The sequence below is a fragment of the Brevibacillus sp. NRS-1366 genome, from assembly GCF_050467985.1.
Genome location: NZ_JBITPN010000022.1, coordinates 265562 through 292368, shown reverse-complemented (window position 1 = coordinate 292368; position 26807 = coordinate 265562). Strand labels below are relative to the sequence as shown.

Sequence of the window (26807 nt, the reverse complement as noted above, 5' to 3'; positions counted from 1 at the left end):
AGCATGAGATGGAAATGGATGTTGGTCCTCCTGATCGCATGGCTGAGCGTTTTTGTCCAGCCGGCAGAGGCCGAGGGCAACATGGATGTAGAAGTAACGGTACCATTAGGTGGAGTCATCAAGTATGATTCGTGGATGCGACTTGAAGTTACGGTGACGAGCAAAGAAGAAAAGTTTCAAGGATTCGTGGAATTGTCCAAGGGACCGTCCAAGAAAAATGCTCATCAGTCGGGCTTACGTCAACCTGTAGTGATTGAAAAAGGAAAAAGCTCCAAGCTTGTCTTTGACATGCCGGCACAAGTAGTACTAGACGATTGGTACATTCAATTGACCACAAATGGACAGCTCATCCAAAGTGAGAAGCTGCGTTTGCCGTATCCAAAGGACGGTCGAATCGTGGGCGTCGTGCATGAGGGTAGCAATGCTTTTCATTTTTTGGCAATCAACCAATCCGAATACAACTTGACCAGACCGATGTCCGTCCAAAATTTAGCACCAGAAATGATTCCCGATCAATCGTGGATATTTCGCAATTTGGATGTGCTCGCACTGGGTGGCAAGCAGGCTGCATTATTAAATGATCAGCAAATCGTAGCGATCAAGGAATGGATGCGAATGGGGGGGATTGTCATTTTGTCTGCGGGACCTGGACAGGATGGCATCGTACAAAAATTTGCTGACATTCTTCCAGTGAAAGCTGGTAAGGGAGGAAGCCTAGAGATAGCAAAAGGTCTATTCCCCTATACGGGAGACAAGCCTGCGCCACCAGGGACCATCCATGTGTATAACGAAAACATGCCCTTGTTTGTTTCCAGAGAGGTTGGCAAGGGAATGATGCTGTTCGTCAATTACGATGTAACAGAAGAGCCTCTTGCTTCTTGGCAGCACAATTTGCAGTTGTGGCAGAGTGTTATGCAAACACATGGCGCGCAAGATGTATTAGAACAAAGCACGTATATGGATCAAATGACACGGCCATTTCTTGAACTGAGCCGTCAAATCCCAGATGTACAGACTCCCGCGCCGGTCTGGATGGTGGTTCTGTGGGGCGGGTACGTTTTTTTGGTTGCGCCGCTTACGTATTTTATACTGAAGCGGATGAATCGCCAGGCATGGTCATGGGGTGTCATCCCAGGGTTAGCCGTTCTGATTACGGTCGGTATTTTTGCTGTCGGCAAACCTCTGGTTGTGAAAACGAGTGCAAGTAATGCGATCACGGAAATTAGCATTTTGGATGACCATACTGCACAAACCAGGACTGCAGCTACCTTTTTGACTGTTGATCAGGATCAGTTTGATGTAGAAGTAAAGGCCCCTATTGTGGCGCTGCCTTTGACATTAGGGCGAAATGATTATGAACCAGAAGGCTTGGCGGCAGGAGATCGGTTTCTTTCCTACCGGAAGCTTCCTTACCTTACTCCCAAACAGGCGATAGGTTTTGGAATCATTCAGGATATGGGTCAGTTCGAGGCTGACCTGAAGGTAATGGGGGATCGATTGCAAGGACGTGTGAAAAACAGCACGAGATTCTCATTCGATAGCACCTTTATTGAAATTGGGTTACAGCGCATTCCGATCGGTGCGATGAAAAAGGGCGAAGAAAAACAGATTGATAACCTGTTAGAGCCATTGTTCATGCCAAGACAAGACAAAAAGGTCGAGGCGGATACAGTGGAAGAACGATTCAAGCGCCTGAGAGAAAGCGTCTTGTCGTACGGTCAAGGAAATCAGGTGCGGATGGTCGGGACCAGTGCAGAAAAGCTGCCACTCTTATCAATGCGTGAGCCCCATCGTGCGCATTACTGGAATGTGGTTAAGCAATCGGTACGTTTGCAGCCGGACGATAAAGGACTCGTGACGTATCCGTATGGGCTTCTAGGTGTAGATGTGCGTGAGACAGCAGGAGACTTTGATGCCAATTCAGCATATCTGTGGCAATTAGGAAAAGGAAGTATCACATTTGTACTTCGCGCAGGCAGTGCGCAAGTGGATTTGAAGCGATTGATTGTTCCGCTGGATCACAGCTCGTTTCGGCCATTTAAAATGGAGTACTATAACCAAAAGAGTGGAAAGTGGTTGCCTATTGAGCGAGGAACAAGGCTCGTTCTGGAAAAAGATCTGTTAGAAGCGCTGACACCAGAGAAATCATTGCTGCTTCGCTTTTCTCATGACGGAGCTACGCGATTGTCTTTGCCTACCCCGTTTTTCCAAGTAGAGGGGAGTGAGCGGAAATGGTAATTGAAACCGTTCATCTGAGTAAACGTTATGGAAATGTACAAGCTTTGACCGACCTAAATCTTTCGATAGAAGAGGGAAAGGTTTTCGGTTTCATCGGACCCAATGGGGCAGGGAAGTCAACTACTATGCTGATTTTGTCTACGCTGCTTGCGCAATCAGACGGGGAAGCATATGTGTGCGGCTATAATGTACGAAAAGACCCGGCAAGTGTCCGTCAGTCACTTGGGTATATGCCTGATTTCTTCGGTGTGTACGATAATTTGACTGCCGTGGAATACCTCGAATTTTATGCGGGTGCTTTCAAAATTCCCGCTCCCAAAAGACGGCCGCTTGTCGCCGATCTGCTAGAATTAGTCAACCTTTCTCATAAAGCAGAAGCTTTTGTAGATTCCCTTTCTCGAGGGATGCAGCAGCGCTTGGGGTTGGCACGCTGTCTCGTACATGATCCGGCTGTATTGATTTTGGATGAGCCAGCCTCAGGTCTGGACCCGCGCGCACGAATCGAGCTTCGGGAAATCATCAAACAACTGAGGGAAATGGGCAAAACGATTCTAATCAGCTCGCACATTCTCCCGGAGTTGGCAGAGCTATGTGATGATATCGGGGTTATTGAGCAAGGCAGGCTGATCGCTTGCGGCTCTGTTCACGATGTAAGTAACCAAGATCGGGACCTAAGCATCATGCAGCTTAGGGCTGTGCGAAATCAAAATACGGCAGCTATCATTTTGGACAACAGTTCGTTCGTATCCAATCTGGAGGAGTATATGGGGGGATTGCGCTTTTATTTTAGCGGAACGGAACTGCAAAAGGCGGACTTACTTCAGGAACTGATCAACGCGCAGGTCGCTGTCGTTTATTTCGGCGACGCCAAAGCCAATTTAGAGGATGTCTTCCTGTCCATTACGGAAGGGGTCGGCGGCTGATGAACAGCTTCTTTTTTAACCCGATACTCATAAAAGAAATGCGAGAGCGATTCCGTTCCAAAAAAACAGTGTGTATTCTCGCCATATACTTGTTGATTATGGGGGGCATTCCACTTGGTTTTTTACTCATGGATCCGATTAAAGCGGCGGCGCTGGGTGAAAACCGCAATTTGTTTCTTCTGTCAGCAGGCATTCACTACGCGATGGTCTGCTTCGTTGCCCCTGCATTGACAGCGGGGGCGATCAGTGGAGAGAGGGAGCGCCAAACCCTCCATATTTTATTGACGACACAGCTTTCCACACGCACGATTATATTGAGCAAGCTGATTACCTCATTGGCGTTTTCATGCCTGCTCTTGGTTGCGACGATGCCTTTGTATAGTATCGTCATGCTATACGGCAGTGTGTCGCCCGAGCAGATGGCAAAGCTCATCCTGTTTTTGGCGGTTAATGTGCTGTTTCTGGGCTCACTCGGCTTGTTTTGCTCCACTTGGATCAAACGGACCTCTGTCAGCACGGTAACTTCCTACGGGATCGCATTCTTTTTTGTCGTCGGGACAGGGCTGCTCTTCTTTTTTATTGGGGAGTCCTTGCAGCAAGCATACCCAGAGCAATTTCCGAATGCAGGTGTGTGGAAATTGCCAGAGCTGCAGATGCTGGCAGGAATTAATCCAGTGATTGTCCTATTCGGGATTCTCGGTGAGTCCATTGCTCATTCAGATGAGATTACCTTCTCTCCATGGTTGTTCTTTTCATGCTTTTATTTAGCTTTTGCCTTCCTCTTCGTTTGTTGGAGCGCTTATTTGTTAAAGCCGATTCGTCGAAAATGGTGGAGTTGGAAGAAACGACCTGTTCATGTAAAATGAGAAGCGTGTGAGGAAAAGGGGAGGTTTTTTGGGTGAGTGAACAAGAAGTACAGATTATTGATTTTGAAGAAATGCTACGGTTTATTGAAAGTAGGCTGGCTTCTGCGGGCATGCTCGTCAAAAGAGAGGCCATTATTACGATTCTTCAAGCCGAAGAAGCTTTCTTAATGGAAAAAGGTGTACTGCAAGAGTACAGCGAGTAGAGAGTGAACAACCTGCCGTCATGGTAGGTTGTTTTTTACTGTAAAAAAGAGGAAAATTGTCCCTTTCGGTGAATTCTTGACCCATACCCTTTTGCCTAAAGAGGTGCATACTTTTGCATACGCATACGGATAACAGCGTTTGGACAGTTTCGCATACGGATGAAATTCCGAGGACAGGAGAAAATGTACATAACCATATCTTTAAAATCGTTCGGGATCAACATGGAGATTTCATCATTACACTTTCGGAAGGTAAACTCCCAAAAGAGTTTGGATTGACAACAGAGCATTTGACGGGCAAAAAGCTAACAGACATTTCTTTTGCCTGCAAAGATGACGAAGCATTATTGCCTCATTATGAAATGGCATTCAAGGGGCAGGTTGTCCATTTTGAAACCAGGATACAAACGCGTACTTTTTTTACTACTTTGTCTCCGGTCATCGAGGACGGAACTGTCAGGGAGGTCGTCGGCTCTTCGACAGAAATAACGGAGCGCAAACAGGTGGAGCAGCAATTGCAAGAAGCTGAGGAATTATATCGCTGTCTGGTCGAGGATACATTGGTTGGCGTATACATTGCCTACGTGGAGCATCCTGGCTTTGTTTACGTCAATCCGAGACTTGCTGAAATTTTTGGGTACAGTCAGGACGAACTGGTGAAGATGACTGCTTCCGATTTGGTGGTTCCGGAAGAGCGAGAGATCATCCGTAGAAACCAGGAATGGCGGGAGAATGGAGATCGTTCTAGTATCCGCTATCAATTCAGGGGCTTACGCAAAAATCAGAGGCTGATTGAAGTCGAAGTCTTGCAAAAAACAAGCACTTACAAAGGAAAACCGGCTGTGATCGGCATTCTTCAAGATGTGACAGAGCGCAATCGTGCCGATGAGATGATCCGCAAGTCAGAGATGCTCTCCATCGTTGGTCAGATGGCTGCCGGTGTAGCGCATGAGATACGCAACCCGTTGACCTCGTTAAAAGGTTTTGTTCAGTTGCTCCAAGCACAAGCGAGTTCCCACCAAGATTATTTTCGCATCATGCTCGCAGAGCTGAATCGCATTGAATTTATTATTAGTGAATTCCTGGTTTTGGCTAAACCGCAAGTGATTATCCATCGCGAACGGGAAATCCGACCTTTACTTGAGCATGTTGTTATGGTTGCAGATACACATGCCATCATGTATAACGTGCAGATCGTGACACACTATGAAAAAAATCTGCCCCGGATTCCTTGTGAAGAAAATCAGCTCAAACAAGTGTTTTTAAATTTACTGAAAAACGCGATTGAAGCGATGCCAAGAGGCGGTGAGGTGGTCGTAACCGCCAAAATGGAAGGGGAGGTGATGCTTGTCGCTTTTACCGATCAGGGCTGTGGCATTCCTGAAGAACGCTTAGGAAAGCTTGGTGAGCCCTTTTTTACAACAAAAGAAAATGGCACAGGCTTGGGCCTCATGGTCAGCTATAAGATTATTTCGACTCACGGTGGCACGATAAACGTCAACAGTAAAGTAGGCGAGGGTACCACATTCGAGGTAAGAATGCCTGTAAGATAGGATCATTCGCCTGTTTGCTTCTCCCCAAAAAAAACGGTATGATGGAAACGAGAGCCAATAACCACATAAGGACGTGAACACATTGACAGAAGAAAATAAAGACCTGGAATTGGGCGATATCATTACGCTGGACGATGAAAATGGTGAACCGTTGGGTGACTTTGAAGTAATCGCATTGTTTGACCTGAACGGTAAAGAATATATTGCCTTGACAGAAGCAATCGAAGACGAGGAAAGCGAAGAGGAATTGGACGAAGAAGTAGATATCTTCGTATTCCAAGTCGATGGCGGCGAGATGGTTCCGCTCGAGGAAGACGAGGAAGAGACCGTTTATGCAAAGCTGAACGAGGTTCTGGAAGGCATCGAACTTATTAAAGAAGACAATTAATCGATTGTTGAAAGAAGCCACTGCCGGTTCGATATGACCGTGCAGTGGCTTTCTTCATACCTGCTTCCTGGTTCAGCAAGAATAACCTTCCGCTCAAGCGCGGTCGCTCATCCTTGAGCAGGCCTCGATAGAGGTTTTCTTATTGTTATCGTTAGTCGTTCATTTTGATGATGTTATCTTTTAGGTCGCGAACCACGAGAAGGCATGTATAGTCCGTCTCCTGCAGCTCTCTGAACAAAGAAGAACATTCGTCCTTCGTCAGACCCAGCTTTTCCAGGCGCGTGCGCAGTTCCTCGCCGCCGTTGTCAAAGAAATGGGCCTTGCTGTCGATGTCTCCGACAGCACTCTCAAAGTGAGTGCTGTATTTATAAAAATTGTTCCGTTGATTGGAGTGGTTTTTATCGGGGTTCCATTTGAGGACCCAGATGTCATCCTTGTGGTATCCAGACGAGTTGAGTGCCTGGATATCGGAGACCAACTCCTGATCGTAACGGTGGAACTTGACGAACGGTTTCGTAGCACTGATCAAGATTATTCCCCCTTCTTCGCCTTCGAAAAAACGATGCCTTACTAGGATGCCCTTTCAATCTGAACAGATGATTGGAAAAACTTGTGGTTTCTCTTTGACCTTTCTTTGTCAGAAATGCTACACTATGAACTGGTAGTTGTATGAAACGATTCCCCCAAAAAACTTATGCGCAGATGATTGTTACACGAGCTGCATGATGCGCAGGGAGGATGGATGAGTGGATTACAACAGTGGTGTACAGAATGCTTACGCCAATTTTTGAGATTGACGAAGAGGAAAAGCAACGTGTGTTGACCGAGAAATAATCGGAGCAATCGGCCATCTCGCTCGGGCGAGGTGGCTTTTTTACCCCATTTTGCTACGATCGTTGAATACTATAGGAGCCATACGGTACAATAGCGATTAAGTGTTCGCTTTTTTAGACTTTCGGAAATGTACTTGCCTGAAAGCGAGATGGTGGATGAAAGTATCCAAAAACGAAGACTACCGCTATTTGACTTGGCGAAATGCCAAATTTCCAAGGAAGTTGCTTTTACAGTAGAGGGGAGAGCGCGATTGAAAGAAACAGACACACTACATACATTAACGTATACAGAAGAAGATATTCAGGTCCTGGAGGGCTTGATTGCCGTCCGTAAACGGCCTGGGATGTACATAGGCTCCACTGGCAGCAGAGGGCTTCATCATCTCTTGTGGGAGATCGTGGACAATGCAAAGGATGAAGCACTTGCTGGCGTAAACGATAGCATCATCGTGACACTCTACAAAGATGGCAGCGTAAGCGTAGAGGACCATGGACGCGGAATTCCTACAGGTATGCACAAAACAGGTCGACCTGTTCCAGAAGTGATTTTTACCACGCTGCACGCCGGGGGGAAATTTGGCGGTGGTGGTTATAGAAAAAGTGGGGGCTTGCATGGGGTAGGCTCTAGTGTCGTTGTGGCACTGTCCCAATGGCTGGAGGTTGAAATCCACCGCGAGGGCAAAATCCACAAGCAAAAATTTGCTTATGTAGTGGATGAAAAAGGCATCGAGCAGGTCGGAAAGCCAGTTACCGATTTAGAAATTACCGGAAATACCAAACGGACAGGGACGACTGTGCGATTCCTACCTGATGAGGCGGTTTTTGGAAACGCTCGCTTTGATTACGAAACGATCCGTGACCGCTTCCGCGAGACAGCTTTTCTTTTGAAAAAGCTAAGAATGGTCCTGATTGATGAGCGAGGCCCTGAGAAGAAACGGGAAGAGTTTTACTTTGAGGATGGGCTCAAATCCTATGTAGATTATTTGAACGAAGGGAAAAACACCCTCCATCCGATCGTCTATTTTGAAGGGGAAAAAGACAATGTCTATGTCGAGCTGGCTTTCCAGTACAATGACGGCTACGCTGAGACCCTCGTTTCCTATGTCAACTCGATTGTAACCACCGATGGCGGTACGCATGTTACAGGTTTCCGTAATGGTACCACCCGAATTTTCAACGAGTTTGCACGAAAGAAGGGGTACCTGAAAGATAAAGATCCGAACCTGACTGGAAACGATTTGCGCGAAGGGTTTCTCGGTGTTTTGTCTTTGCAGATGGCCGACGTCCAATTCGAGTCCCAAACGAAGGACAAGCTGGGGAATGAAGAAGCGCGGGCGATTGTTGAGCAAATCGTCTCAGAAAAGCTGGGCTTTTTTCTTGAGGAAAACCCGGAAACAGGCAAGCTTTTAATAGACAAGGCACTTCGTTCTGCCGAAATTCGCGAGGAGCTGCGCAAACAGCGGGAAGCTCTGCGCGGTGACAAAAAAGGAAAGACGGCAAAGAAGCGCAAGTCTATTTCCGAAAAGTTTACACCGCCTCAGTACAAGGATTCCAAGCGAAATGAACTGTTCCTTGTCGAGGGTGATTCCGCCGGTGGATCAGCAAAGCAAGCGCGAAATTCGGAGTTTCAGGCTCTGTTCAGCTTGCGAGGCAAACCGCTTAATACGGAAAAGGCAAAGCTCTCCGAGGTCTTGGGCAACGAAGAATTCAGAACGATTTTGGAAGTGCTGGAGACTGACATCGGTGAAGAGTTTTCCATTGAAAATTGTGCCTTTGACAAAGTCATCATCATGTCCGATGCGGACGTAGACGGCTCTCATATCCAGACCCTGCTATTGACCTTTTTCTTCCGTTACATGCGACCCATGATCGCAGCGGGTCACTTATACATTGCACAGCCTCCGCTTTATCAGGTGAAAAGAGAGAGCAAAGGCAAACAGAAAGAAGCCATCTATTGTTGGTCTGATTACGAGCTGGAGCAAGCTCTGAAAAAAGTTGGACGCGGCGCCGAAGTTCAGCGCTACAAAGGTTTGGGTGAGATGAACGCGGACCAGCTTTGGGAGACGACCATGGATCCAGAGACTCGCAAGCTGATCAAGGTGGAGCTGGAAGATTTGGCTCACTGCGAAAAACTGGTTACGGTCTTGATGGGCGACAAGGTTCCCCCACGACGCGAGTGGATTGAAAGCCACGTCACCTTTGAAATGGGGGAGGATGAATAAGCATGTTGTCCAATCAGATCATTAAACAAAGCTTTGCGGAAATCATGGGAAAACGCTTCGGGGACTATGCCAATCTGGTCATCCTCTCTCGCGCGATTCCCGATGCTCGTGATGGCCTCAAGCCAGTACAGCGCCGGATTCTTTATGCGATGTACCAGGAAGGCAACACGAACGACAAACCGTACCGCAAATCAGCCAAGACGGTTGGGTACGTAATGGGGACGTACCATCCTCATGGGGATTCTGCGATTTACGAGACGATGGTTCGCATGGCGCAATGGTGGAAGATGCGCCAGGTCCTCATCCAAGGGCACGGGAACTTCGGTAGTCTGGATGCAGATCCACCTGCAGCGATGCGCTATACCGAGTCGCGCTTGTCCGCTCTATCCAATGAGCTGCTGCGCGATATCGAAAAAGAGACGGTCACGTTTATTCCCAACTATGATAACTCTGCCATGCAGCCAGCGGTCCTGCCTGCACGCTTTCCGAACCTCCTCGTAAATGGCGCGGCTGGGATCGCGGTAGGATTCGCTACGGATATTCCTACGCACAATTTAGGTGAGGTTATTGACGCTGCCGTGGCGCAGATGAAAAATCCGAATATCTCTTTGGATGAGCTGATGCAGTACGTAAAAGGCCCGGATTTTCCGACGGGTGCGATCGTGCAAGGTGTGACCGGAATCCGCAAGGCGTTTGAAACAGGGCGCGGGCAGTTTATTATCCGTGGGAATACCCATGTCGAAGAACCAAAAGGTGCGAAGGTAAAGAAAATCGTCATTTCGGAAATTCCGTACGAGGTTGTCAAATCAAAGCTGGTTGCTCAAATTGACGAGCTGCTGATGGAGCGCAAAATCGAAGGAGCACTTGCTGTTCGCGACGAAACAGGACGTAAGGAAGCCGAGCTCAAAAAGGTACGGATCGTTGTCGATATTCGCAAGGAAGCGGATGAAAAAGCGATTCTCAATTACTTGTACAAAAATACCGACCTGCAAATCTATTACAACTACAATATGAACGTGATTCACGAGGGAACCATCCGTCAGATGGGCCTTAAAGCGCTTCTGGGGGCGTACATCGACCACCAGAAAGAAGTCGTCACGAACCGTTCTCAGTACGATTTGGACAAAAAGCAGCATCGTGAACATATCGTCCAAGGCTTGATCAGAGCGAAGTCGATCCTTCGAGAAATCGTAGATACCATCATGGATTCGGAAGATCGTGCAGACGCCAAGCGCAACATCATGGAAAAGTACGGTTTTACTGATGTGCAGGCAGATGCGATTCTCAGCATTCAGTTAGCATCCTTGACCCGATTGGATATCGTCAAGCTGGAAAAGGAGCTGGCTACGCTGGCAAAAGAAATCGAGGAGCTTAAAGCAATCCTGGGCAGTGAGAAAAAACTGATTCAGGTTATTACTGGCGAGCTAAACGAGATCAAGAAAAAATATGCCGAGCCGCGCCTGACTGAAATTCAGGGAGAGATCGAAGAAATCAAGATCGACATTGCGATGCAGATCAATGCAGAAGATTGCATCGTGACTCTCACGAATGAAGGCTACATTAAGCGGACAAGCCCGCGCTCCTTTAAATCTGTGGGAGGGACACTGGAGACCTGTGGAGTAAAGGAGGGTGATCGGGTTCGTCACTTTGTGGAGACGAATACATCCCATACCGCCCTATTCTTTACGCAGGACGGAAAGTATTTCGCGACGCTCGTCAATGCGTTCCCGGACGACAAGTGGAAGGATATTGGTTCTGCTGTGGTCAACGTCATTCCACTGGAAAAGCATCAGCGAATCGTCGGCTTTACGATCGTGGAAAGCTTCAAGCAACCGCTGTTTGTGTATCACGTCAGCAAAAGTGGGTTGATTAAAAAGACAGCGCTCGCCGAATACGAAACGAACCGTTCGAATGCTCTTGTGGCTGCCAAGCTAAAAGCAGAGGATGACGAGTTTGTGTCGGTATTCGTCGCAGACGAAGCAGGAGGCATTCTCGGAGCGACCAGGGATGGCATGGGTATTCGCTTCCTGCGCAGTGAAATTAGCCCAACAGGCCGCGCTTCTAGTGGTGTCAAGGCGATATCGCTGGCCGCCGGTGACGAGGTCATCGCGATGCTGCCGATTGAAGAAGAGGACAAGCGAGCATTTAGCTTGTTGACGACAGATGGTGTCTTAAAACGAACAGCCGTTACGGATATACCACTACAAGGACGTGCTGGTAAAGGCGTAACGTTAATCCGCAAGAGAAAGAGTAATCCGCACCAGCTCTCTGCCATTACAATCGAAGAAACTATCTACGCATGGTCGGCTCAAAATGAGTGGGTTCAAATTGACACCGATCAGGTGATTGTCAATGAACAGGGTGGCATTGGCCGCACGGTTGTCGAAGGTGGCGTAAAAACCATCGCTTTTGAAACCGTCTTGCCTACGGAAGAGTCGAAGGAAGAGTCAACCGGAAAAGGATCGGGAGAAGGAGCTTCTACAGGAGGCTCGTCACAGAAACTACCAGAATCACAACACTCTCTGTTTAATGATCATCCTGGTGAAGAGAAGGAATGATGTCTAGATGGCAACTGCATTTGAAGCTTTTGTATCGCCGCTTTGCTGGCAGCAGGTATCTCTCTTACTCGATACTGTGCAGTATTTTGAAGATGCACCCAAACTGCTTTCCCTCCCGCAAGAGCAAGGACCCAGCGTGCCTGTGCCTATCACAGCAGATACGCTGAAGGTGATGCTAGGCTGCTTGGATGAGCAGGATGCATTTAGCCGTAAGTCGTTTGCGCTAAGCTGGGAAGATGGAGAACAAGCAGGAAATGGGGTTCTTGTCGTCGGGATGCCCGGGGGAGATTCCGTCAGACAGCCAGCAGACCTCTCATTGTTTTCACCGGTATAAACGACTTTAATAGGATCGCTCCAGTCAAGAGAGGTAGCTTTTAGGGCTGCCTCAAGCAGCTGGAGCGATTTTTTTGCACATGGAAAGATTGCCACTTAAAAGAGAATCGTGTTACATTTTGGTCACGCTATTTTTATTTACTGATAAATAAAACAGATGGATTTGAAGGAGAATGAGAACATGGAACAGGTTACCAAACAAAAAGCTACATTTATTGATGTCATAACTGAGCGGCGCTCGGTTCGTCATTATGATCCTACCGTGAAAATTTCTCGCGATGAGTTGAAAGAGATGCTGACAGAAGCCACATTGGCACCGTCAAGCTCTAATCTGCAGCCGTGGAGATTTTTGATCATTGATAATCAGGATTTGAAAGAGAAGCTCTTGCCGATTGCTTTTAATCAACAGCAGGTCGTCAATGCTGCTGCTGTGATCGCTGTCTTGGGGGATTACGAAGGCTACAAGCAAGCCGAGCAAATTTATCAAAAAGCAGTAATAGCTGGATACATGAATGAGGAAGTGAAGGCTACTCTCATTCAAAATATTAACTCTCGCTACGAAAACAGAGAGCGTGAGATTATTAAAAATATTGCCTTGGTTGATGGAGGCCTTGTTGCTATGCAATTTATGCTTGTCGCCAAAGCGAGAGGCTACGACACCGTTCCAATGGGTGGATACAACGTAGCTACGTTTAAAGAAGCTTTCCAGATTTCTGATCGATATGAAACCATCATGCTGATCGCAGTAGGACGAGCCGCTCAGCCGGGCCATCCAACTCCTCGATTGGACATTGAGGATATTACTTTCTGGAATGAAATGCCAGAATCTACGTCTGATAAGTAAAAGAAACAGGAATAGGCCTCGGCTCTGATTTTAATCAGACCGAGGTCATTTCCTTATACGGCAATGTATGAGGGACTGGCATCACAAATGGCAGAAGCGTACAATAAGAGCCAGTAGATAAGTCATTTGTAGAAGGTGAAGGAAGGGTGCAGGATGAAACGAATTTTGGCAATCAGCGACATTCACGGTGAATTGGAGAAGTTGGAAACGTTGTTGGTCGAGGCAAGCTACGATCCGAACAACGACCAGTTAATTCTTCTCGGGGATTACGTGGACCGTGGCCCGGCTTCCAAAGGCGTAGTCGATAAAGTAAAGCAGCTTCACGAAGACGGTGCGATTGTATTGATGGGCAATCATGATCATATGATGGTTAAATCGTTCGAGCAGGACCCTGTATTCATCGAGCGCTGGTTTCGCAATGGCGCACAACAAACACTAGCCAGTTATGGTCATGCGGCAGCTGGTACAGAATCTGAGGCTCCTGAAGTTTTGGAGAAAACAGCTATTTTGGAGGAGCATGTAGCATTTTTGGCAGATTTGGACTGCTATTATGAAACAGACGATTACATATTCGTCCATGGAGGTGTCCATCCGACGACCTTGCCTGCCAAGACAGATCCTTACATGCTGATGTGGATCCGAGAAGAATTTCATAGAGGCTACTGTGGAGAGAAAACAGTGGTGTTCGGGCATACACCTACAGAAAATCTGCATGGGAAGCACGATGTTTACTTTGGTGAGAACAAAATCATCGGGATTGATGGCGGGGCTGTTTTTGGCGGTCGTCTGAACTGTCTGGAGCTGCCGAGTCGAAAAGTTTATTCTGTTGAATAGAGCGAGCTTTGTCCACCGAATGATGGATGAGGGGAAAGGGCTTGGGTCACACTAGAATGGGAGGTGTGACCACTATGGAACGAAATATAAATGTAAACGGCAGGGACTATAATTTTGCCACAACGTATGATGGCGATTCGCAGTACAACGTGCAAGTACGTAGCGGCAACAAAGTGGTTACGATGTTTAAGATTTCCGCAGAATCAGAGAGTGACGTCTTCGATGCTGCACAAGCCCGTTTTTCTGCAGATGTGGAATTGGGTAACATCAATGTTTGAATGACAAAGTGAGGAACGCAGCCTTGGAACTGTAGGGCTGCGGTTTCTTTTGGTTGCGTATGCAGTAATCCTATGCTCATGCATGATTGTTTCCCTAGAAACAAAAGGAGTGGCAGTAAAATATGGATGTAAAACAAAAGATTTGGAATCAATGGGTGACGATGCTCCATAAACAGGAGGAGAGAAGCAAACACCGTGAGATGTTGTTGTTGAACCAGATTAAAAAAAGCATGCTAGATTATGAAAAAGTAGGTAGCCTATCGATTACAGAATTGCATGTCATCCAGGCGATTGGAAACCATGATGCAATGAATGTCACTTCCATTGCCCAGAGAATCGGAGTGACAAAGAGTGCCATTTCCAAAATAACCGGCAGACTGATAAAAAAGAGCTTAATTGAGCGCTATCAGTTGGAGGACAACCAAAAAGAAGTATTTTTTCGGCTGACCCCAGGGGGTGAGACCGTTTATAGCTTTCATGAGCTTTTTCATGCTCGGCTGGAAAAGCATATGCACAAGTTTTTAGAGCGATACAATGAAAAAGAGCTGAGGTTTTTGGAAGAGGTCATGGTCGCTGCGACAGCAGAGCTAGATAAAGATTGGGTGAATGAATAAAATGAGAGATTCATTCCCCATTTTTTTGAAGTGATTGTTTCCAAGGACACTATATTTACCCGGTGGGGACGCAAAAAGGTCATGGTGCTTGCCCTGATTTTGTATGCATTGGCTTCACGAGCTGAAAATGGGTGCTTCTGCTTAAAAGAATCGCTTCATCTTTTCATGTTCGGCTAAATATGCTACAACTGGAGTGAATGAATGGATCGGGAGGAGCATAAACAGATGTATCAACAGCATGAACGGGATGTCCTGGAAGTGATCGAGGAATGGAAGAGCAGCCCTGCAAGCAATCAACTAATTACTGAAGGAGCAGGTATGACCTTGCTCCAGAAAATAGAGAAACGCAGAAAAATCAATCCGGAGCATGCCCTAGACAGCGCGGAAGCGGTCGTTCTGACCAAAATGGCTGCTCTTCGTTTGATAAAAAAAGGCGGGTACACACTGGCAAGCGAGTGGGTTAAACGAGCGCTGCAGCTTGACCCCAACTATCAGGATGCTTTGAACATACAGCTTCAGCTCTATTTTTCCCAACTGCGTGACTCCCTGCCCGCAGATGGTTTTCCCACCATTAGAGAGACAGATAATGTCGTCACGCGCAGAAGGAAGGTAGAAGTTTTACTTTCACAGGCGGCGGTTGAAAAGAATGAGGTTACGAAGTGGCAGCAGATTGCTTTGAAAGCACATCAACTCGCGCAAAAGCTGTCTGATGAAAAGTGGCTTCCCCGCTCAGCCGCACTCGAACAGCTCTATGTGGACAGGGAACGGCTGCTTCATGAATTGCACGAGAGGTTGGAAGCATACTCTGCATCCTTGTCTGGCGTATTTTTCTCGACAGAAATGTTATCCCAGCTGCAAGAGACGATTCGTGCGTTGACACAGCAGCAGGCGCAAAAAGAACAGCTTTTGGCTGTGCAGATGGATGATCAACAAGAGACCGAGCTGCCTCGAGCTCTTACGGCGCTTGAGCAGTTGGAACAATTGATAGGACTTGGCGAAATTAAGCATCGGGTTCGCCAGCTTGCCCAATTTTTGCAGTATCGACGTCTGCGCGAGGAAAAAGGCTGGCATATGCATGATCAACTCCCTCTTCACTTAGTCCTGATGGGCAATCCGGGGACTGGGAAAACCACCTTGGCTCGTTTGCTCGCCAGTTTGTATCATGAGCTTGGGCTGCTTACCCAAGGGCAACTGGTTGAGGTCGATCGTTCCCAGCTCATCGGTGCGTACGTAGGTCAGACGGAGCAGCGTGTGATGGAGGCAGTCAAACAGGCTGAAGGTGGCGTCTTGTTTATTGATGAAGCCTACAGTCTAAAACGTCCCGACAGCTCCGGCAGCGATTATGGCCAAGTCGCGATAGACACGTTGGTTGCTGCCATGACCAGTGGTGAGTATGCAGGACGTTTTGTGGTGATTTTGGCGGGGGATCCGGAGGAAATGCGTCATTTTCTGTATGCGAATCCGGGACTATACAGCCGCTTTCCGGAGACCGGCCATTTCCTATTGCCGAATTACACTTCAGAGGAATTAATCAGAATAGCTGACGAGGTAGCCATTCGCAACGATTTTGCCCTGACTGAAGAGGCGAGAAATGCATTGAGATTGCGAATCGAGAATGCTCAGGTAGATGATACCTTCGGGAATGCGAGAACGGTTACGAATCTTGTCCTTGATTCCATTTTTGCCAAAGGGAGAGCTTTGGCTGGAAAAGAACTGCAATGGGAGGACTTCACGCTTCTGCTCCCAGAGGATGTGAGGGAAGAAGAATCGACTGCGAATAAGCAGCCTGCATTGGATAAATTACAGGACTTGATTGGACTTGCACAGGTCAAAGAGGAATTAAAGAAAGTAGCGGCGTTCGTAGCTGTTGCAAGAGAGCGCTCTGTCAGAGGGATGCCTGCAAGCCCAATCGAGCTGCATGCGGTGTTCACTGGGAATCCTGGAACAGGAAAAACAACCGTTGCACAATTATACGCTCATATTTTGAAAGAAATCGGCTACCTGAAACGCGGGCATCTGGTCATGGCTAGTCGAGCTGATCTTGTCGCTGGATTCGTCGGACAGACAGCAGTTCTTACCCGCAGAAAAATGAGAGAAGCGCTGGGAGGCGTTCTGTTCATAGATGAAGCTTATGCGCTTTTTGGCAGTGGTGAGCAGGATTTTGGACAAGAGGCGATCCACACTCTCGTAGAAGAAATGACGAGACACGAAGAAAATCTGGTTGTCGTATTGGCGGGTTATCCGTTTGAGATGAATCAACTGCTGGCAAGCAATCCAGGCTTGCTTTCACGTTTTAAAAAATACGTTCACTTTCCGGATTATTCGGGCGAGGAACTGGTACTGATTTTAGAGAAGGCAGCACATACCGCAGGCTATCAAATCGCCGAGTCAGCATTTGTGCAAATCAAAGAGCGTCTCATAGAGGCAGCCAACCAACAAAGAGTAAATGGCAACGGTCGTTTTAGCCGGAACTTGCTGCAAGAAGCAATTCAAAATCAAGCCCTGCGTCTAATGACTGTCCCCAAACAGGATTGGGATCATGATTTGCTAACAGGGCTCATCTGGGAGGATTTTGAGCCATTGCTCTCAACCTGATTGAATTGTGTCCCACCCTTTCCCCTACAATGAAGGCATCTTGCCACTATGGGAAAGGGTGTTTTTGTTTTGCGTGGAAAAGGACATATTCGATTAACCATAATTAGTATTATGTTACCTATGATTTTAGCAGGAACTCTTCCTGTCAGTGCGAAGCGGGTGAGCGAACGCCCGGGTTCAATTCAGATTGAAGTGAAGAATGAGCTTGCAATTGATAAGGATTTTTTAACCAAAGGCAAATCAGATTTGGTTATCATTCAATTTTCCGGTCCGATTCAAGAAAGCTGGAAGGAAGAATTAGAAGACTGGGGAGTAATGCTTGGAGATTACATACCCGATTACGCATTTATCGCAAAGCTTGAAAACAAAAAAAGGAGGGAGCGAGTAGAAAAACAACCATATGTTGAAAAGCTGATCCCGTTTCAGCCTGTGACAAAGGCGGCCCCTTTGTTGCACGCGACATTAGCCAAAAAGAAGAGCGCTGATGTTGCCGTAATTGGTTTTGATAGTCAGGTATACATCGATCCCTCTCACCTCTCGATCGCTGCTATGACCGGTCAGAGTCTGGAGGAGGTCATACAATCTGAGGATGTGATTGCCGTGATCCCTTTGCCGGAAAACAAATTGCATAATGATGTAGCTGCGGCACTGACACAATCGGATATGCTCCTGTCCGCTGGATACACGGGCAAAGGACAGTTGATCGGGGTGGCGGATACAGGGTTGGATACCGGGGAAGAAGCGTCGATGCACCCGGATTTTCACTGGCAGATCAAGAGCTTGTACGCGAAAGGCAGAAAAGCGGATGCGAGCGATCACCATGGACACGGAACCCATATCGCCGGCAGCATTGTAGGCACAGGTGAAGCATCTGATGGTACCTATAAAGGTTTGGCTCCCGATGCCAAATTAGTGTTTCATTCGATCCAAGATCGAGAGGGAGCACTAAGGATAGATGTTGAAACCATTTTGTCAGAAGCGTATACAGATGGTGCTCGCATACATTCCGATTCATGGGGGGCTGACGATGATGGGGAATACAGCCTGACTTCCTTTCTGTTTGACCGATTTTTGTGGGAGCATCCCGATATGATATCTGTCGTGGCGGCAGGGAACACAGGATTTAGAGGACTTCAGACGGTAGGGAGTCCAGCGACAGCCAAAAACGTGATAGCAGTTGGGGCGACGGAGAATGATCGGCCCGATTTGGGTTCATGGTCTGATGACCCCGATCAGATCTGGAGATACAGCAGCCGTGGGTTGACCTCCGATGGAAGATTGAAGCCTGATGTGGTTGCACCTGGTACTTCCATATTATCTACCCGATCCTCGCTAGCCCCGAGCACCCATTTTGACAAAAGCTTCGATGATCATTATGCCTATATGAGTGGAACGAGCATGGCTGCGCCTGTTTTGGCAGGTGGTGTCGCTCAAATTAGACAATTTTTACAAGAGCAGGGACAGAAGCAGCCGAGTAGCGCGCTTATCAAGTCCATGCTGCTCACGAGTGCTGATGATCTGGGAGAAGACATGCGCCTACAAGGTTTCGGGAGAGCTAATCTGCTCCAAGCGATCGAAACGAATTATAAGGATGAAAAGAAAGGCATTGAAACGCGGGAAAAGGTGACCTATCTGGTGGAGGTTTCGAACGCTACCAAACCATTTGTCACTACGCTGGTGTGGACAGATTACCCTGCCTCTTTGGTTGCCAAACGCGCATTAGTCAATGACTTAAATCTCCAAGTGACGACACCGGGAGGAGAAAAACGGAATGGAAATGATTTTTTCGAAGCTCCATTTGATGATGAGGTAGACAACCTGAACAATGTCGAGCAAGTGTGGATTGGAAAGCCGGAAGTCGGTACTTATACCGTCACTGTGGAGGGCTATAATATCCCGAAGGGTCCACAGCCGTACGCTATTGCTACGACAGGAGAATGGAGGGACGCAGCGAACGAGATAGAGCAAAAGGAACAAAATGGAGACTCGATTATAGGGAAGCTGACGAAAAAGCAGAAGTATGTGGATTATACGATCCGTGTGACTAAGCCAGGAAAGCTGAAGCTGTCAGCCGAATGGGAGGGGGGAGCCGATGTGGATCTTTATGTGTACGACAACCGGAATAAACAGATTGCGTCAGCAAAAAGGACGGACCATCCAGAGACGCTAGTGGTCAAGCTGGCCAAAGCAGGTGTGTACCACATCCGAGTCGCACTCGATGAAGGTACTGAGGCCGAGTATTGGTTGCATATGAGTTATCCAGGTAAATGACCGATTCGAAATCACGGGAAGACAAAACCTTAGCAGCTCACATGTGCCAAGGTTTTGTTTTTTCTTTTTCTGTACTTCCGACAGGCGTCCCTTCCTTACTCAACCAATCGAGGGCTCGCAGGGCAATTTCAATGCAAATGCGGCGATTGGGTGTCGAGTAATCCTCGCCAAGACATTCGGAAATCTTCTCAAGCCGATGATAGAGTGTTTGCCGATGGATAAAGAGCTTTTCTGCAGCCTCTTGCTTTGATAGGTTTGTATTCAAATAAATCCGGAGCGTATGCACAAGCTGCGAGCCGTGTTCCACATCATGGGCAATCAGCGGACCGAGGTAATCGTGAATAAAGCTTTTTAATACAGGCTCGTACGGCACGTGAAAAAGTAAGCGAAATAGTCCCAAATCAGAAAAAAACGGACTGGGAGATTCATGATGGAAAGCAAGTGCTTGTTCTGCCTCTGCAAGATGCTTTCCAGCTTCGGACAATCGTTTGCCGACCCTTCCTGCCCCGAACGAGATTTGCGTATCCAATCCCATAATCTGTGTGGTGATACGAGTGATTTCTTTCATCGCTTTTTCTAGTAAGCGACGGGGATCAGATAAGGAGTTTTTTTCCAATAAGAGAAAGTAAAAGCGATTGCCGTTGCAGCGGATAAACGTGCGAAAGCCGAGTCTGGTCAGCAGCGACCGAAAAACAGCTGTCAGGTCATGGGGAGGCAATGAATCCGAATGGGTCTCTTGTTTTTGCTCAAATGACATCATCATGGTGTGGTATAGAGGCGTTTTGGCGGTACCTGAAAGTCCCAAGAGAGAGCGCATTTGCTCCTCGGGCATCGGCCGATTGGCAATGAGATCGTCAAACAAGCGTTGTTCTGTGGCCCTTGCTTGCTCTTCTACAAACATTTTACGCATCAGAATCTGAGCCATCGCGCTAACAGTATTGTCCATGGTGAGCAGCAAATATTCGTCTGCACTGCGTTCGTACAATACCATCCCGACATAAGCGAGCAGATGGCCCATCGCGATGACTGGCTGATAGACGATTTTCTTCGTATCCGTCAAGTCCAAGAAATGAGCGCTGGCGTTGGCTGCGGCTTCTTCAGGGAAGTGTGCCCGCATCAGCTCTGCCAGTTCAGTCTGCACGGTATTAGGTGGAGAAGGAACAAATTGCGGAGCACTCCCTGGCGTGTACATAAATACTTGTGTTTGAACGGCTGTTTGAAAGTGCTGCAGTAGCTTGTGAGTGCCTTGTGCTTGCAGGCTGAGCTGCTGCAAACTGCGAGAGTAGGCTTCTAAATCGCGTAGCGCTTGCATCTGGCGGTTGATCAGATGTTCATGCAAATCCTGTGTGATATCTACGAATCTCACGGGCTTCTGAAAGACAATGACCGGAAACTCGTGATGGTTTGCCATATCCAGCAAATCATCCGGAATATTCGGGAAATAGTTGCCAAGCTCGATACATAGTCCGGCCGCTTTTCTGCGGATCAGCTCCGATAAATAAGCGAGCCTCTTTTCACGTGTCTCACCAAACCCTAGTCCTGTAGAGAGGATCAACTCGCCACCATTCAAAAATTGTCCCGTATCAGCTGATTCGAGCACGTGTACCCAGCGGATGGGTCGTGATAATCCGCGATGCCCAGCAACGACTTCGGCTTGCTGGAACAAAGGGCGCTTGATCGATTCGGCGATGGTTAGACGCCAGTCGCTGCTCATCTGGTTCCTCCTTCCTTGCCCCCATCCCCTCAGTCGGGTTGGGTTGCAAGTATGGCAATTGACACTCTGTATGATGAATGCTATCGAATGTTTATCGCTTTGTCTAGTGATGACAAGTAATATTTTTGGATAAAATGAAATTGTCAATCAATTGATCGTGAGGAGTTGAAGGGATGAATACAACAACTATAGGAAATCCATTGAAAAACTATGTCGGCGGACAGTGGGTAGAGTCGCAGACGACCCGATACGAGGATATTCCGAATCCGGCAACTGGCGAATTGCTGTCAAGAGTGCCCTTATCTACAAAGGACGATGTGGACAAGGCTGTGCAGGTAGCAAAAGCGGCATTTGTCGATTGGAGCGCTACGCCTGTAGTAGATCGTGCGCGCATTATGTTCCGGTTTCAGAGCTTGCTCTTGAAGCATCAAGATGAGCTCGCCCACATGATTACATTGGAGAATGGCAAAAATCTCCCCGAAGCGCAAGCGGAGATGCTGCGCAGCATTGAAATGGTCGAGTTTGCATGTGGAATGCCGACGTTGTTGATGGGAGAGACGCTGCCGAATATTGCAAACAGCATTGACAGTCAGACGATTCGCTTCCCGCTCGGAGTAGTTGCTGGGATCACACCCTTTAACTTCCCAGCGATGGTGCCAATGTGGATGTTTCCGATTGCGATTGCCGCAGGCAACACCTTTATCCTGAAGCCTTCTGAGCGTACGCCGCTTTCCTCTATTCGAATTGCTGAGCTGTTGAAAGAAGCAGGCTTGCCTGATGGCGTGTTCAATGTCGTCAATGGTGCACATGATGTGGTAAACGGCCTGTTAGAGCATCCTGACGTAAAGGCGATCTCGTTTGTAGGCTCGCAGCCTGTTGCCGAATACGTGTACAAGACAGCAGCAGCGAATGGCAAGCGTGTTCAGGCGTTGGCTGGGGCGAAAAATCATCACCTGGTCATGCCAGACACTGATCTTCGCCGAGCTGCCAAGATCATCACTAGCTCTGCATTTGGTTGCGCAGGCGAGCGGTGTATGGCTGCTAGTGCGGTGGTAGCGGTCGAAGAGATTGCTGATGAGCTGGTTCAGTATTTGATCGAAGAATCCAATGCGCTGGCGATGGGCAACGGTCTGGAGGAAGGCATTGATCTTGGCCCCGTCATCCGTGATACGCACTTGTCCAAAGTGCATGATTATATCGAAAAAGGGGTAGCGGCCGGTGCGTCACTCGTTCGTGATGGACGTGAGGACGCAAAGGATAAGCCGGATGGATACTTCCTCGGACCAACTATTTTTGACAAGGCGGACGCAGAAATGGTCATCGTTCGAGACGAGATTTTTGCACCTGTACTGAGTGTGATGCGTGTCAAAAACTTTGAGGATGGCTTGGATACAATTAGTCGTTCTCGTTTTGGAAATGGTGCCACCATTTATACCAACAATGGAAAATGGGGAAGAGAGTTCGTACAGCGTGTTGAAGCTGGCATGGTTGGAGTGAATGTGGGCGTACCCGCACCGATGGGCTTCTTCGCCTTCTCAGGCTGGAAACAGTCATTCTATGGCGATCTGCATGCAAACGGTAAAGATGGCGTGTTGTTCTTCACCAAGAAAAAGACAGTTACCTCCAGATGGTTTGAAGACGGAGATACAAGCATCGGCTCGCAACGAATCTTTGTAAAATAAGGGGGAGCTCAGGATGGAACAAGATCAACTGACGGATTTCTTTGACAAGGAAAGCTTACTCGAAACCGACAGATCTCACATGTGGCACCATATGTCACCGTACAACCCCAATCCGATGATTGTGACAGAGGCGAGCGGTTCCTGGATCACGGATATCGATGGCAACCGTTACTTGGATGGAATGTCAGGCCTCTGGTGTGTGAACATCGGCTATGGTCGCCAAGAGTTGGCAGATGCAGCATATGAGCAATTGAAGCAATTGGCTTACTTCCCGCTGACGCAAAGCCACGTGCCTGCCATTAAGCTCTCGGAAAAAGTGAGTGAGTGGCTAGGGGAAGAGTATCGCGTCTTCTTTTCCAACAGCGGCTCCGAAGCGAATGAAGTAGCATTTAAAATTGCGCGCCAGTACCATCACCAGAATGGGGAGCCGGGACGTTACAAATTCATCTCCAGGCACCGTGCGTATCACGGAAATACAATGGGGGCACTGGCTGCAACCGGACAGTCGATCCGCAAAGAGAAGTACGAACCGTTGGCTCCCGGTTTCCTGCATGTTCCACCGCCGTATTGCTATCGCTGTCCAGTAGGAAAAACTTACGGAAATTGCAATATGGAGTGCGCACAGTTCTTTGACCAAGTCATCAACTGGGAAGGCGAAAAGACTGTGGCTGCCGTCATCATGGAGCCGACAATTACTGGGGGCGGAGTGATTGTTCCAGCTCCGGAGTACATGCCAAAAGTGCGGGAGATCTGCGATAAATACGGCGTGTTGATGATTGTGGATGAAGTAATCTGCGGGTTTGGACGTTCCGGGAAAAAATTTGGTCATCAAAATTTCGGAGTCAAGCCAGATATCGTCACGATGGCGAAAGGGATTACGAGTGCGTATCTTCCCCTCTCAGCAACGGCTGTTCGCGCGGATATCGCAGAAAAATTCAACGAGCAAGGCAACAACCTGCACTTTCGTCATGTAAACACATTTGGAGGGAATCCGGCAGCCTGTGCTCTCGCTCTGAAAAACCTGGAGCTGATGGAAGAGGAAGAGCTGGTCGAGCGCTCTGAGCAGCTGGGGGAAGAACTGCGGGCAAAGCTGGCATTCCTGGCTGATCATCCATATGTGGGAGACATTCGCAGCTTTGGCTTTATGATGGGGATTGAAATGGTCGAGGATCGCAAAACGAAAGAACCTGCTGCTCCAGCAAAATTGACCCAAGTGATTGCCGAGTGCAAAAAACGCGGCCTGATTATCGGCCGTAACGGCGATACCATTCCGAGCTTCAACAATGTACTGACCCTTTCTCCGCCATTCACTACGACAAGCGATGATATTGACTTTATCGCACATGTAATGAAGGAAGCTTTTGAGACGTTGGAATAGATAAAAAAGCCACATCTACATGATTTTAATGCGCCGCTACCTACTTTTCGAGGATAAGCTCGATTAGGTAGCGGCCATTTGGCTTGAACGATTTATCGGATGAAAATGGAAAATGACTATTCTCATGTTTCTGCCCCTTCTGGATTTTTGTATAATGGTACAGTACGTAATTTCTTAACGAACAGTTACGAAAGCCATTCTACTTCATCGAGTCTTGGGAGGATAACATGAAACGTATCTGTGTATTTGCAGGTTCAAATCCAGGTGTAAATCCGGCCTTTGAGCAGGTTGCACAGGAGCTGGGGCGAGAACTGGTCGCACGTGACCTTGATTTGGTTTATGGTGGGTCCAACATGGGATTGATGGGGCGCGTAGCCAACGCTGTTCTGGCAGGCGGAGGGAAAGCAATTGGTGTCATGCCAACAGGATTATTCCGTGGAGAAATTGTTCATACAGGACTGTCTGATTTGCATGAGGTTGGCACTATGCACGAGCGCAAAGCAAAAATGAACGATCTATCCGATGGATTTATTGCGCTGCCGGGCGGTTACGGCACTTTCGAGGAAATATTCGAAGTAGTAAGCTGGGGACAAATCGGTATTCACAGTAAGCCGATTGGTCTTTTAAATGTAGCGGGCTACTATACTCCGCTGATGGAAATGGTGAATCATGCCACAGAGGCAGGCTTCATCCCCGCCATGCAGGGAGAATTGATTATTTGTGAAAGTGATCCTGCGGTATTGCTGGATCGTTTACGTGATTACACACCACCAGTTAAGGTCAATAAATGGTCCGAGCTTACAGAAGAATAATCGGCTGTATCCGGTCAAAACCCGATCGCTCCCACGATGGTAGTCGGTCGGGTTTTTTGCTATTTCGTCCGAGTTGGTCCTTGACAACATTCGTTCATGAATGGTAATGTAGACCAATATTCCCTAGTAAACAAATAGGAATAATGCTAATGTGTTGTTGTTTCATACATAAGGGGGAGCAGAAAATGAACAAATCAGCAAAATGGGTACAGCTCGCTACATCGGCAACATTGCTGACAGCACTCGTATTCCCGACTGCAGCATTAGCAGCAGCGCCAACGACACAACCTATTGCGGTACTGGCACCAGCCAAGCTAGCGGCTACAGCACAGGCCGAGTGGAGCAGTTATGTGAAACAGCAGTATGGTATCACTTTTGCCAAAACGGTGACTCGCGATGAGTTTGTCAAAGCGTTGGCCAAGGTCGGAGAATCTACTGCTAGTATAGCGGAGAAAGAAGCAGCAGCCAAATCTTTCTTGCCGGCAGCAAAAGCGGGAGCAACCAAGTTGGTTGCTTGGGAAGCCATCGGGGCAGCCGTAAAAGCCGCAGAGCTCAAAGAGTTGGCCTACACGTATAAAGAAGAAAAGGTGGCAGCCTCCTTGAAGCAAGCAGGCATCATCTTTAAAAAAGAGGGCGCCCTACCATTATCATCGGCACAGGAATTAGCGGTTGCACTCGATACTGGACTCGTTAATGCCAACACACTTTCAGCGCTAACAGCTGAGGGAGAGGTAACGGCTGACCTAGCTTATCAACTAGTGGCTAAGGTTGCAGAGTTTCACGGAGAATACAAGAATTACCTGGGCACGATCTCCGAAGATGGCATTTACAGGAAATTGGCGAAGGCATGGAGCGAATCGCAAATCATCAAAGCTGGAGCCTTGCAGGACTTGGTTGACAAAGGGTTGAAACAAAATTTGATCACCGGCTACAATCTGAAAGACGCTGCTTTCGATCCACATTTTGATCCGGAACGCACGATTACGTATGGACATAGCGATATTGTTCACGCGATCCAACTGATTGGGCTTTTAAAAAGTGAAGGCATCGATGCCAAAGTCCAATTTGAACCTAAAACCTCTGCCTTTATTTATTTGAAAGAGTGGGGCGAACCCGTTCAGACTGACGACTACCAGGTTGTCCAAATTGAGAATGGAAATTTCATCGCGTATGCGAAAGAATACGATCTTAGCTTTGAGTTTGCAAGTGTAGAGGAGAAGAAACGCTTCCAGCCGCTCGTCTTGCAATATGCAAAAAAAGATAACGAAGATATGACAGGCCTGTTGAAAGGCTCCTGGTGGCAACCGCTATATCATTCGCGTACAGAGCTTGCCGAATATCCAGTCATCACAAACAACGTTCTGAAACAAAGTCGTTTTGTAGTCCAGTCGTTCTCATTAAATGATCAATCTGCTAAAGTCGTTGAAGGCTTCAAAAAGCTCGACAGCAAGGCAGACGTCGAGACATACAAGTTTTGGGTAGATCAACCATTTTATAACTATCTGATTGGCGAATACAAGTAATCATCTTTAGCCAGTTATTATCATTTATGAGCGTCTCTTGAACCGATTCTATGGGTTGTCCCTTTTGGGTAACCCGCCGGATTGAAAAGAGGCGCTTTTTTGCATTCATAGATAAGAATCTGGTATAATTTAGGGATAAACCATG

The 26807-nt window shown here is 47.7% G+C and carries 21 protein-coding genes; 19 read left to right on the top strand and 2 right to left on the bottom strand.

All coding sequences use genetic code 11. The annotated features are described in order from the left end of the window. The first annotated feature begins 3 nt into the window (after positions 1-3). The 6 genes from ACIFQN_RS18070 (at position 4) to ACIFQN_RS18045 (ending at position 6171) form a co-directional block, all read left to right on the top strand. Positions 4-2238 (top strand): hypothetical protein, encoded by a 2235-nt coding sequence (locus ACIFQN_RS18070; protein WP_429834414.1) that lies wholly within the window; start codon positions 4-6, stop codon positions 2236-2238. Continuing rightward, complete coding sequence (locus ACIFQN_RS18065) at positions 2232-3161, top strand: ABC transporter ATP-binding protein (RefSeq protein ID WP_429834413.1); 930 nt, start codon at positions 2232-2234, stop codon at positions 3159-3161. The genes ACIFQN_RS18070 and ACIFQN_RS18065 overlap by 7 nt, the downstream gene beginning before the upstream one ends. Beyond that, positions 3161-4027 carry an ABC transporter permease gene (locus tag ACIFQN_RS18060; RefSeq protein WP_429834412.1) on the top strand — a complete coding sequence of 289 codons (867 nt, stop codon included), beginning with the start codon at positions 3161-3163 and terminating at the stop codon, positions 4025-4027. The genes ACIFQN_RS18065 and ACIFQN_RS18060 overlap by 1 nt, the downstream gene beginning before the upstream one ends. Before the next feature lie 32 nt (positions 4028-4059). Beyond that, entirely contained in the window at positions 4060-4230 is a 171-nt protein-coding gene (locus tag ACIFQN_RS18055) for a hypothetical protein (protein WP_164684734.1), read from the top strand. Between the two features lie 113 nt (positions 4231-4343). Beyond that, positions 4344-5783: a PAS domain S-box protein gene (locus ACIFQN_RS18050; protein WP_429834411.1), complete on the top strand. Its 1440-nt coding sequence runs from the start codon at positions 4344-4346 to the stop codon at positions 5781-5783. Positions 5784-5865: 82 nt separating this feature from the next. Then, the gene (locus ACIFQN_RS18045; protein ID WP_429834410.1) at positions 5866-6171 is read left to right on the top strand and encodes a DUF1292 domain-containing protein; all 306 of its coding nucleotides are present in this window, start codon (positions 5866-5868) and stop codon (positions 6169-6171) included. Between the two features lie 151 nt (positions 6172-6322). Here ACIFQN_RS18045 and ACIFQN_RS18040 read toward each other — a convergent pair whose 3' ends face one another. After that, complete coding sequence (locus ACIFQN_RS18040; RefSeq protein WP_429834409.1) at positions 6323-6700, bottom strand: general stress protein; 378 nt, start codon at positions 6698-6700, stop codon at positions 6323-6325. Positions 6701-7255: 555 nt separating this feature from the next. Here ACIFQN_RS18040 and ACIFQN_RS18035 point away from each other — a divergent pair. From ACIFQN_RS18035 to ACIFQN_RS17995, 9 genes are all read left to right on the top strand, one after another. After that, complete coding sequence (locus ACIFQN_RS18035; protein ID WP_429834408.1) at positions 7256-9226, top strand: DNA gyrase/topoisomerase IV subunit B; 1971 nt, start codon at positions 7256-7258, stop codon at positions 9224-9226. A 2-nt stretch (positions 9227-9228) separates the two neighbouring features. Further along, complete coding sequence (gene parC / locus ACIFQN_RS18030) at positions 9229-11784, top strand: DNA topoisomerase IV subunit A (RefSeq protein ID WP_429834407.1); 2556 nt, start codon at positions 9229-9231, stop codon at positions 11782-11784. A gap of 7 nt (positions 11785-11791) precedes the next feature. Next, positions 11792-12118, top strand: a complete 327-nt coding sequence (locus ACIFQN_RS18025) for a hypothetical protein (protein ID WP_429834406.1) — start codon at positions 11792-11794, stop codon at positions 12116-12118. 180 nt (positions 12119-12298) lie between these two features. Next, positions 12299-12961 carry a nitroreductase family protein gene (locus tag ACIFQN_RS18020; protein WP_429834405.1) on the top strand — a complete coding sequence of 221 codons (663 nt, stop codon included), beginning with the start codon at positions 12299-12301 and terminating at the stop codon, positions 12959-12961. A 153-nt stretch (positions 12962-13114) separates the two neighbouring features. Next, on the top strand, positions 13115-13795 hold the full coding sequence (locus ACIFQN_RS18015) for a metallophosphoesterase family protein (RefSeq protein ID WP_429834404.1): 681 nt from the start codon (positions 13115-13117) through the stop codon (positions 13793-13795). Positions 13796-13869: 74 nt separating this feature from the next. Beyond that, a complete protein-coding gene (locus ACIFQN_RS18010; RefSeq protein WP_429834403.1) occupies positions 13870-14073 on the top strand; it encodes a hypothetical protein in 204 nt (67 codons plus the stop codon). A 122-nt stretch (positions 14074-14195) separates the two neighbouring features. After that, positions 14196-14687 carry a MarR family transcriptional regulator gene (locus ACIFQN_RS18005; RefSeq protein ID WP_429834402.1) on the top strand — a complete coding sequence of 164 codons (492 nt, stop codon included), beginning with the start codon at positions 14196-14198 and terminating at the stop codon, positions 14685-14687. 225 nt (positions 14688-14912) lie between these two features. Beyond that, a complete protein-coding gene (locus ACIFQN_RS18000) occupies positions 14913-17282 on the top strand; it encodes an AAA family ATPase (protein ID WP_429834401.1) in 2370 nt (789 codons plus the stop codon). Between the two features lie 69 nt (positions 17283-17351). After that, positions 17352-19553, top strand: coding sequence for a S8 family serine peptidase (locus tag ACIFQN_RS17995; RefSeq protein WP_429834400.1), 2202 nt, complete (start codon positions 17352-17354; stop codon positions 19551-19553). A gap of 37 nt (positions 19554-19590) precedes the next feature. On the opposite strand, the gene ACIFQN_RS17990 is transcribed toward ACIFQN_RS17995, so the two are convergent. Continuing rightward, the gene (locus tag ACIFQN_RS17990; protein ID WP_429834399.1) at positions 19591-21267 is read right to left on the bottom strand and encodes a PucR family transcriptional regulator; all 1677 of its coding nucleotides are present in this window, start codon (positions 21265-21267) and stop codon (positions 19591-19593) included. 173 nt (positions 21268-21440) lie between these two features. Between ACIFQN_RS17990 and ACIFQN_RS17985 the strand changes: the two genes are divergently transcribed. The 4 genes from ACIFQN_RS17985 (at position 21441) to ACIFQN_RS17970 (ending at position 26662) form a co-directional block, all read left to right on the top strand. Then, positions 21441-22949 (top strand): CoA-acylating methylmalonate-semialdehyde dehydrogenase, encoded by a 1509-nt coding sequence (locus ACIFQN_RS17985; protein WP_429834398.1) that lies wholly within the window; start codon positions 21441-21443, stop codon positions 22947-22949. Between the two features lie 13 nt (positions 22950-22962). Next, a complete protein-coding gene (locus tag ACIFQN_RS17980) occupies positions 22963-24327 on the top strand; it encodes an aspartate aminotransferase family protein (RefSeq protein ID WP_429834397.1) in 1365 nt (454 codons plus the stop codon). 227 nt (positions 24328-24554) lie between these two features. Then, a complete protein-coding gene (locus ACIFQN_RS17975) occupies positions 24555-25139 on the top strand; it encodes a TIGR00730 family Rossman fold protein (protein ID WP_429834396.1) in 585 nt (194 codons plus the stop codon). Between the two features lie 185 nt (positions 25140-25324). After that, positions 25325-26662 (top strand): hypothetical protein, encoded by a 1338-nt coding sequence (locus ACIFQN_RS17970; RefSeq protein ID WP_429834395.1) that lies wholly within the window; start codon positions 25325-25327, stop codon positions 26660-26662. The last annotated feature ends 145 nt before the right edge of the window (positions 26663-26807 follow it).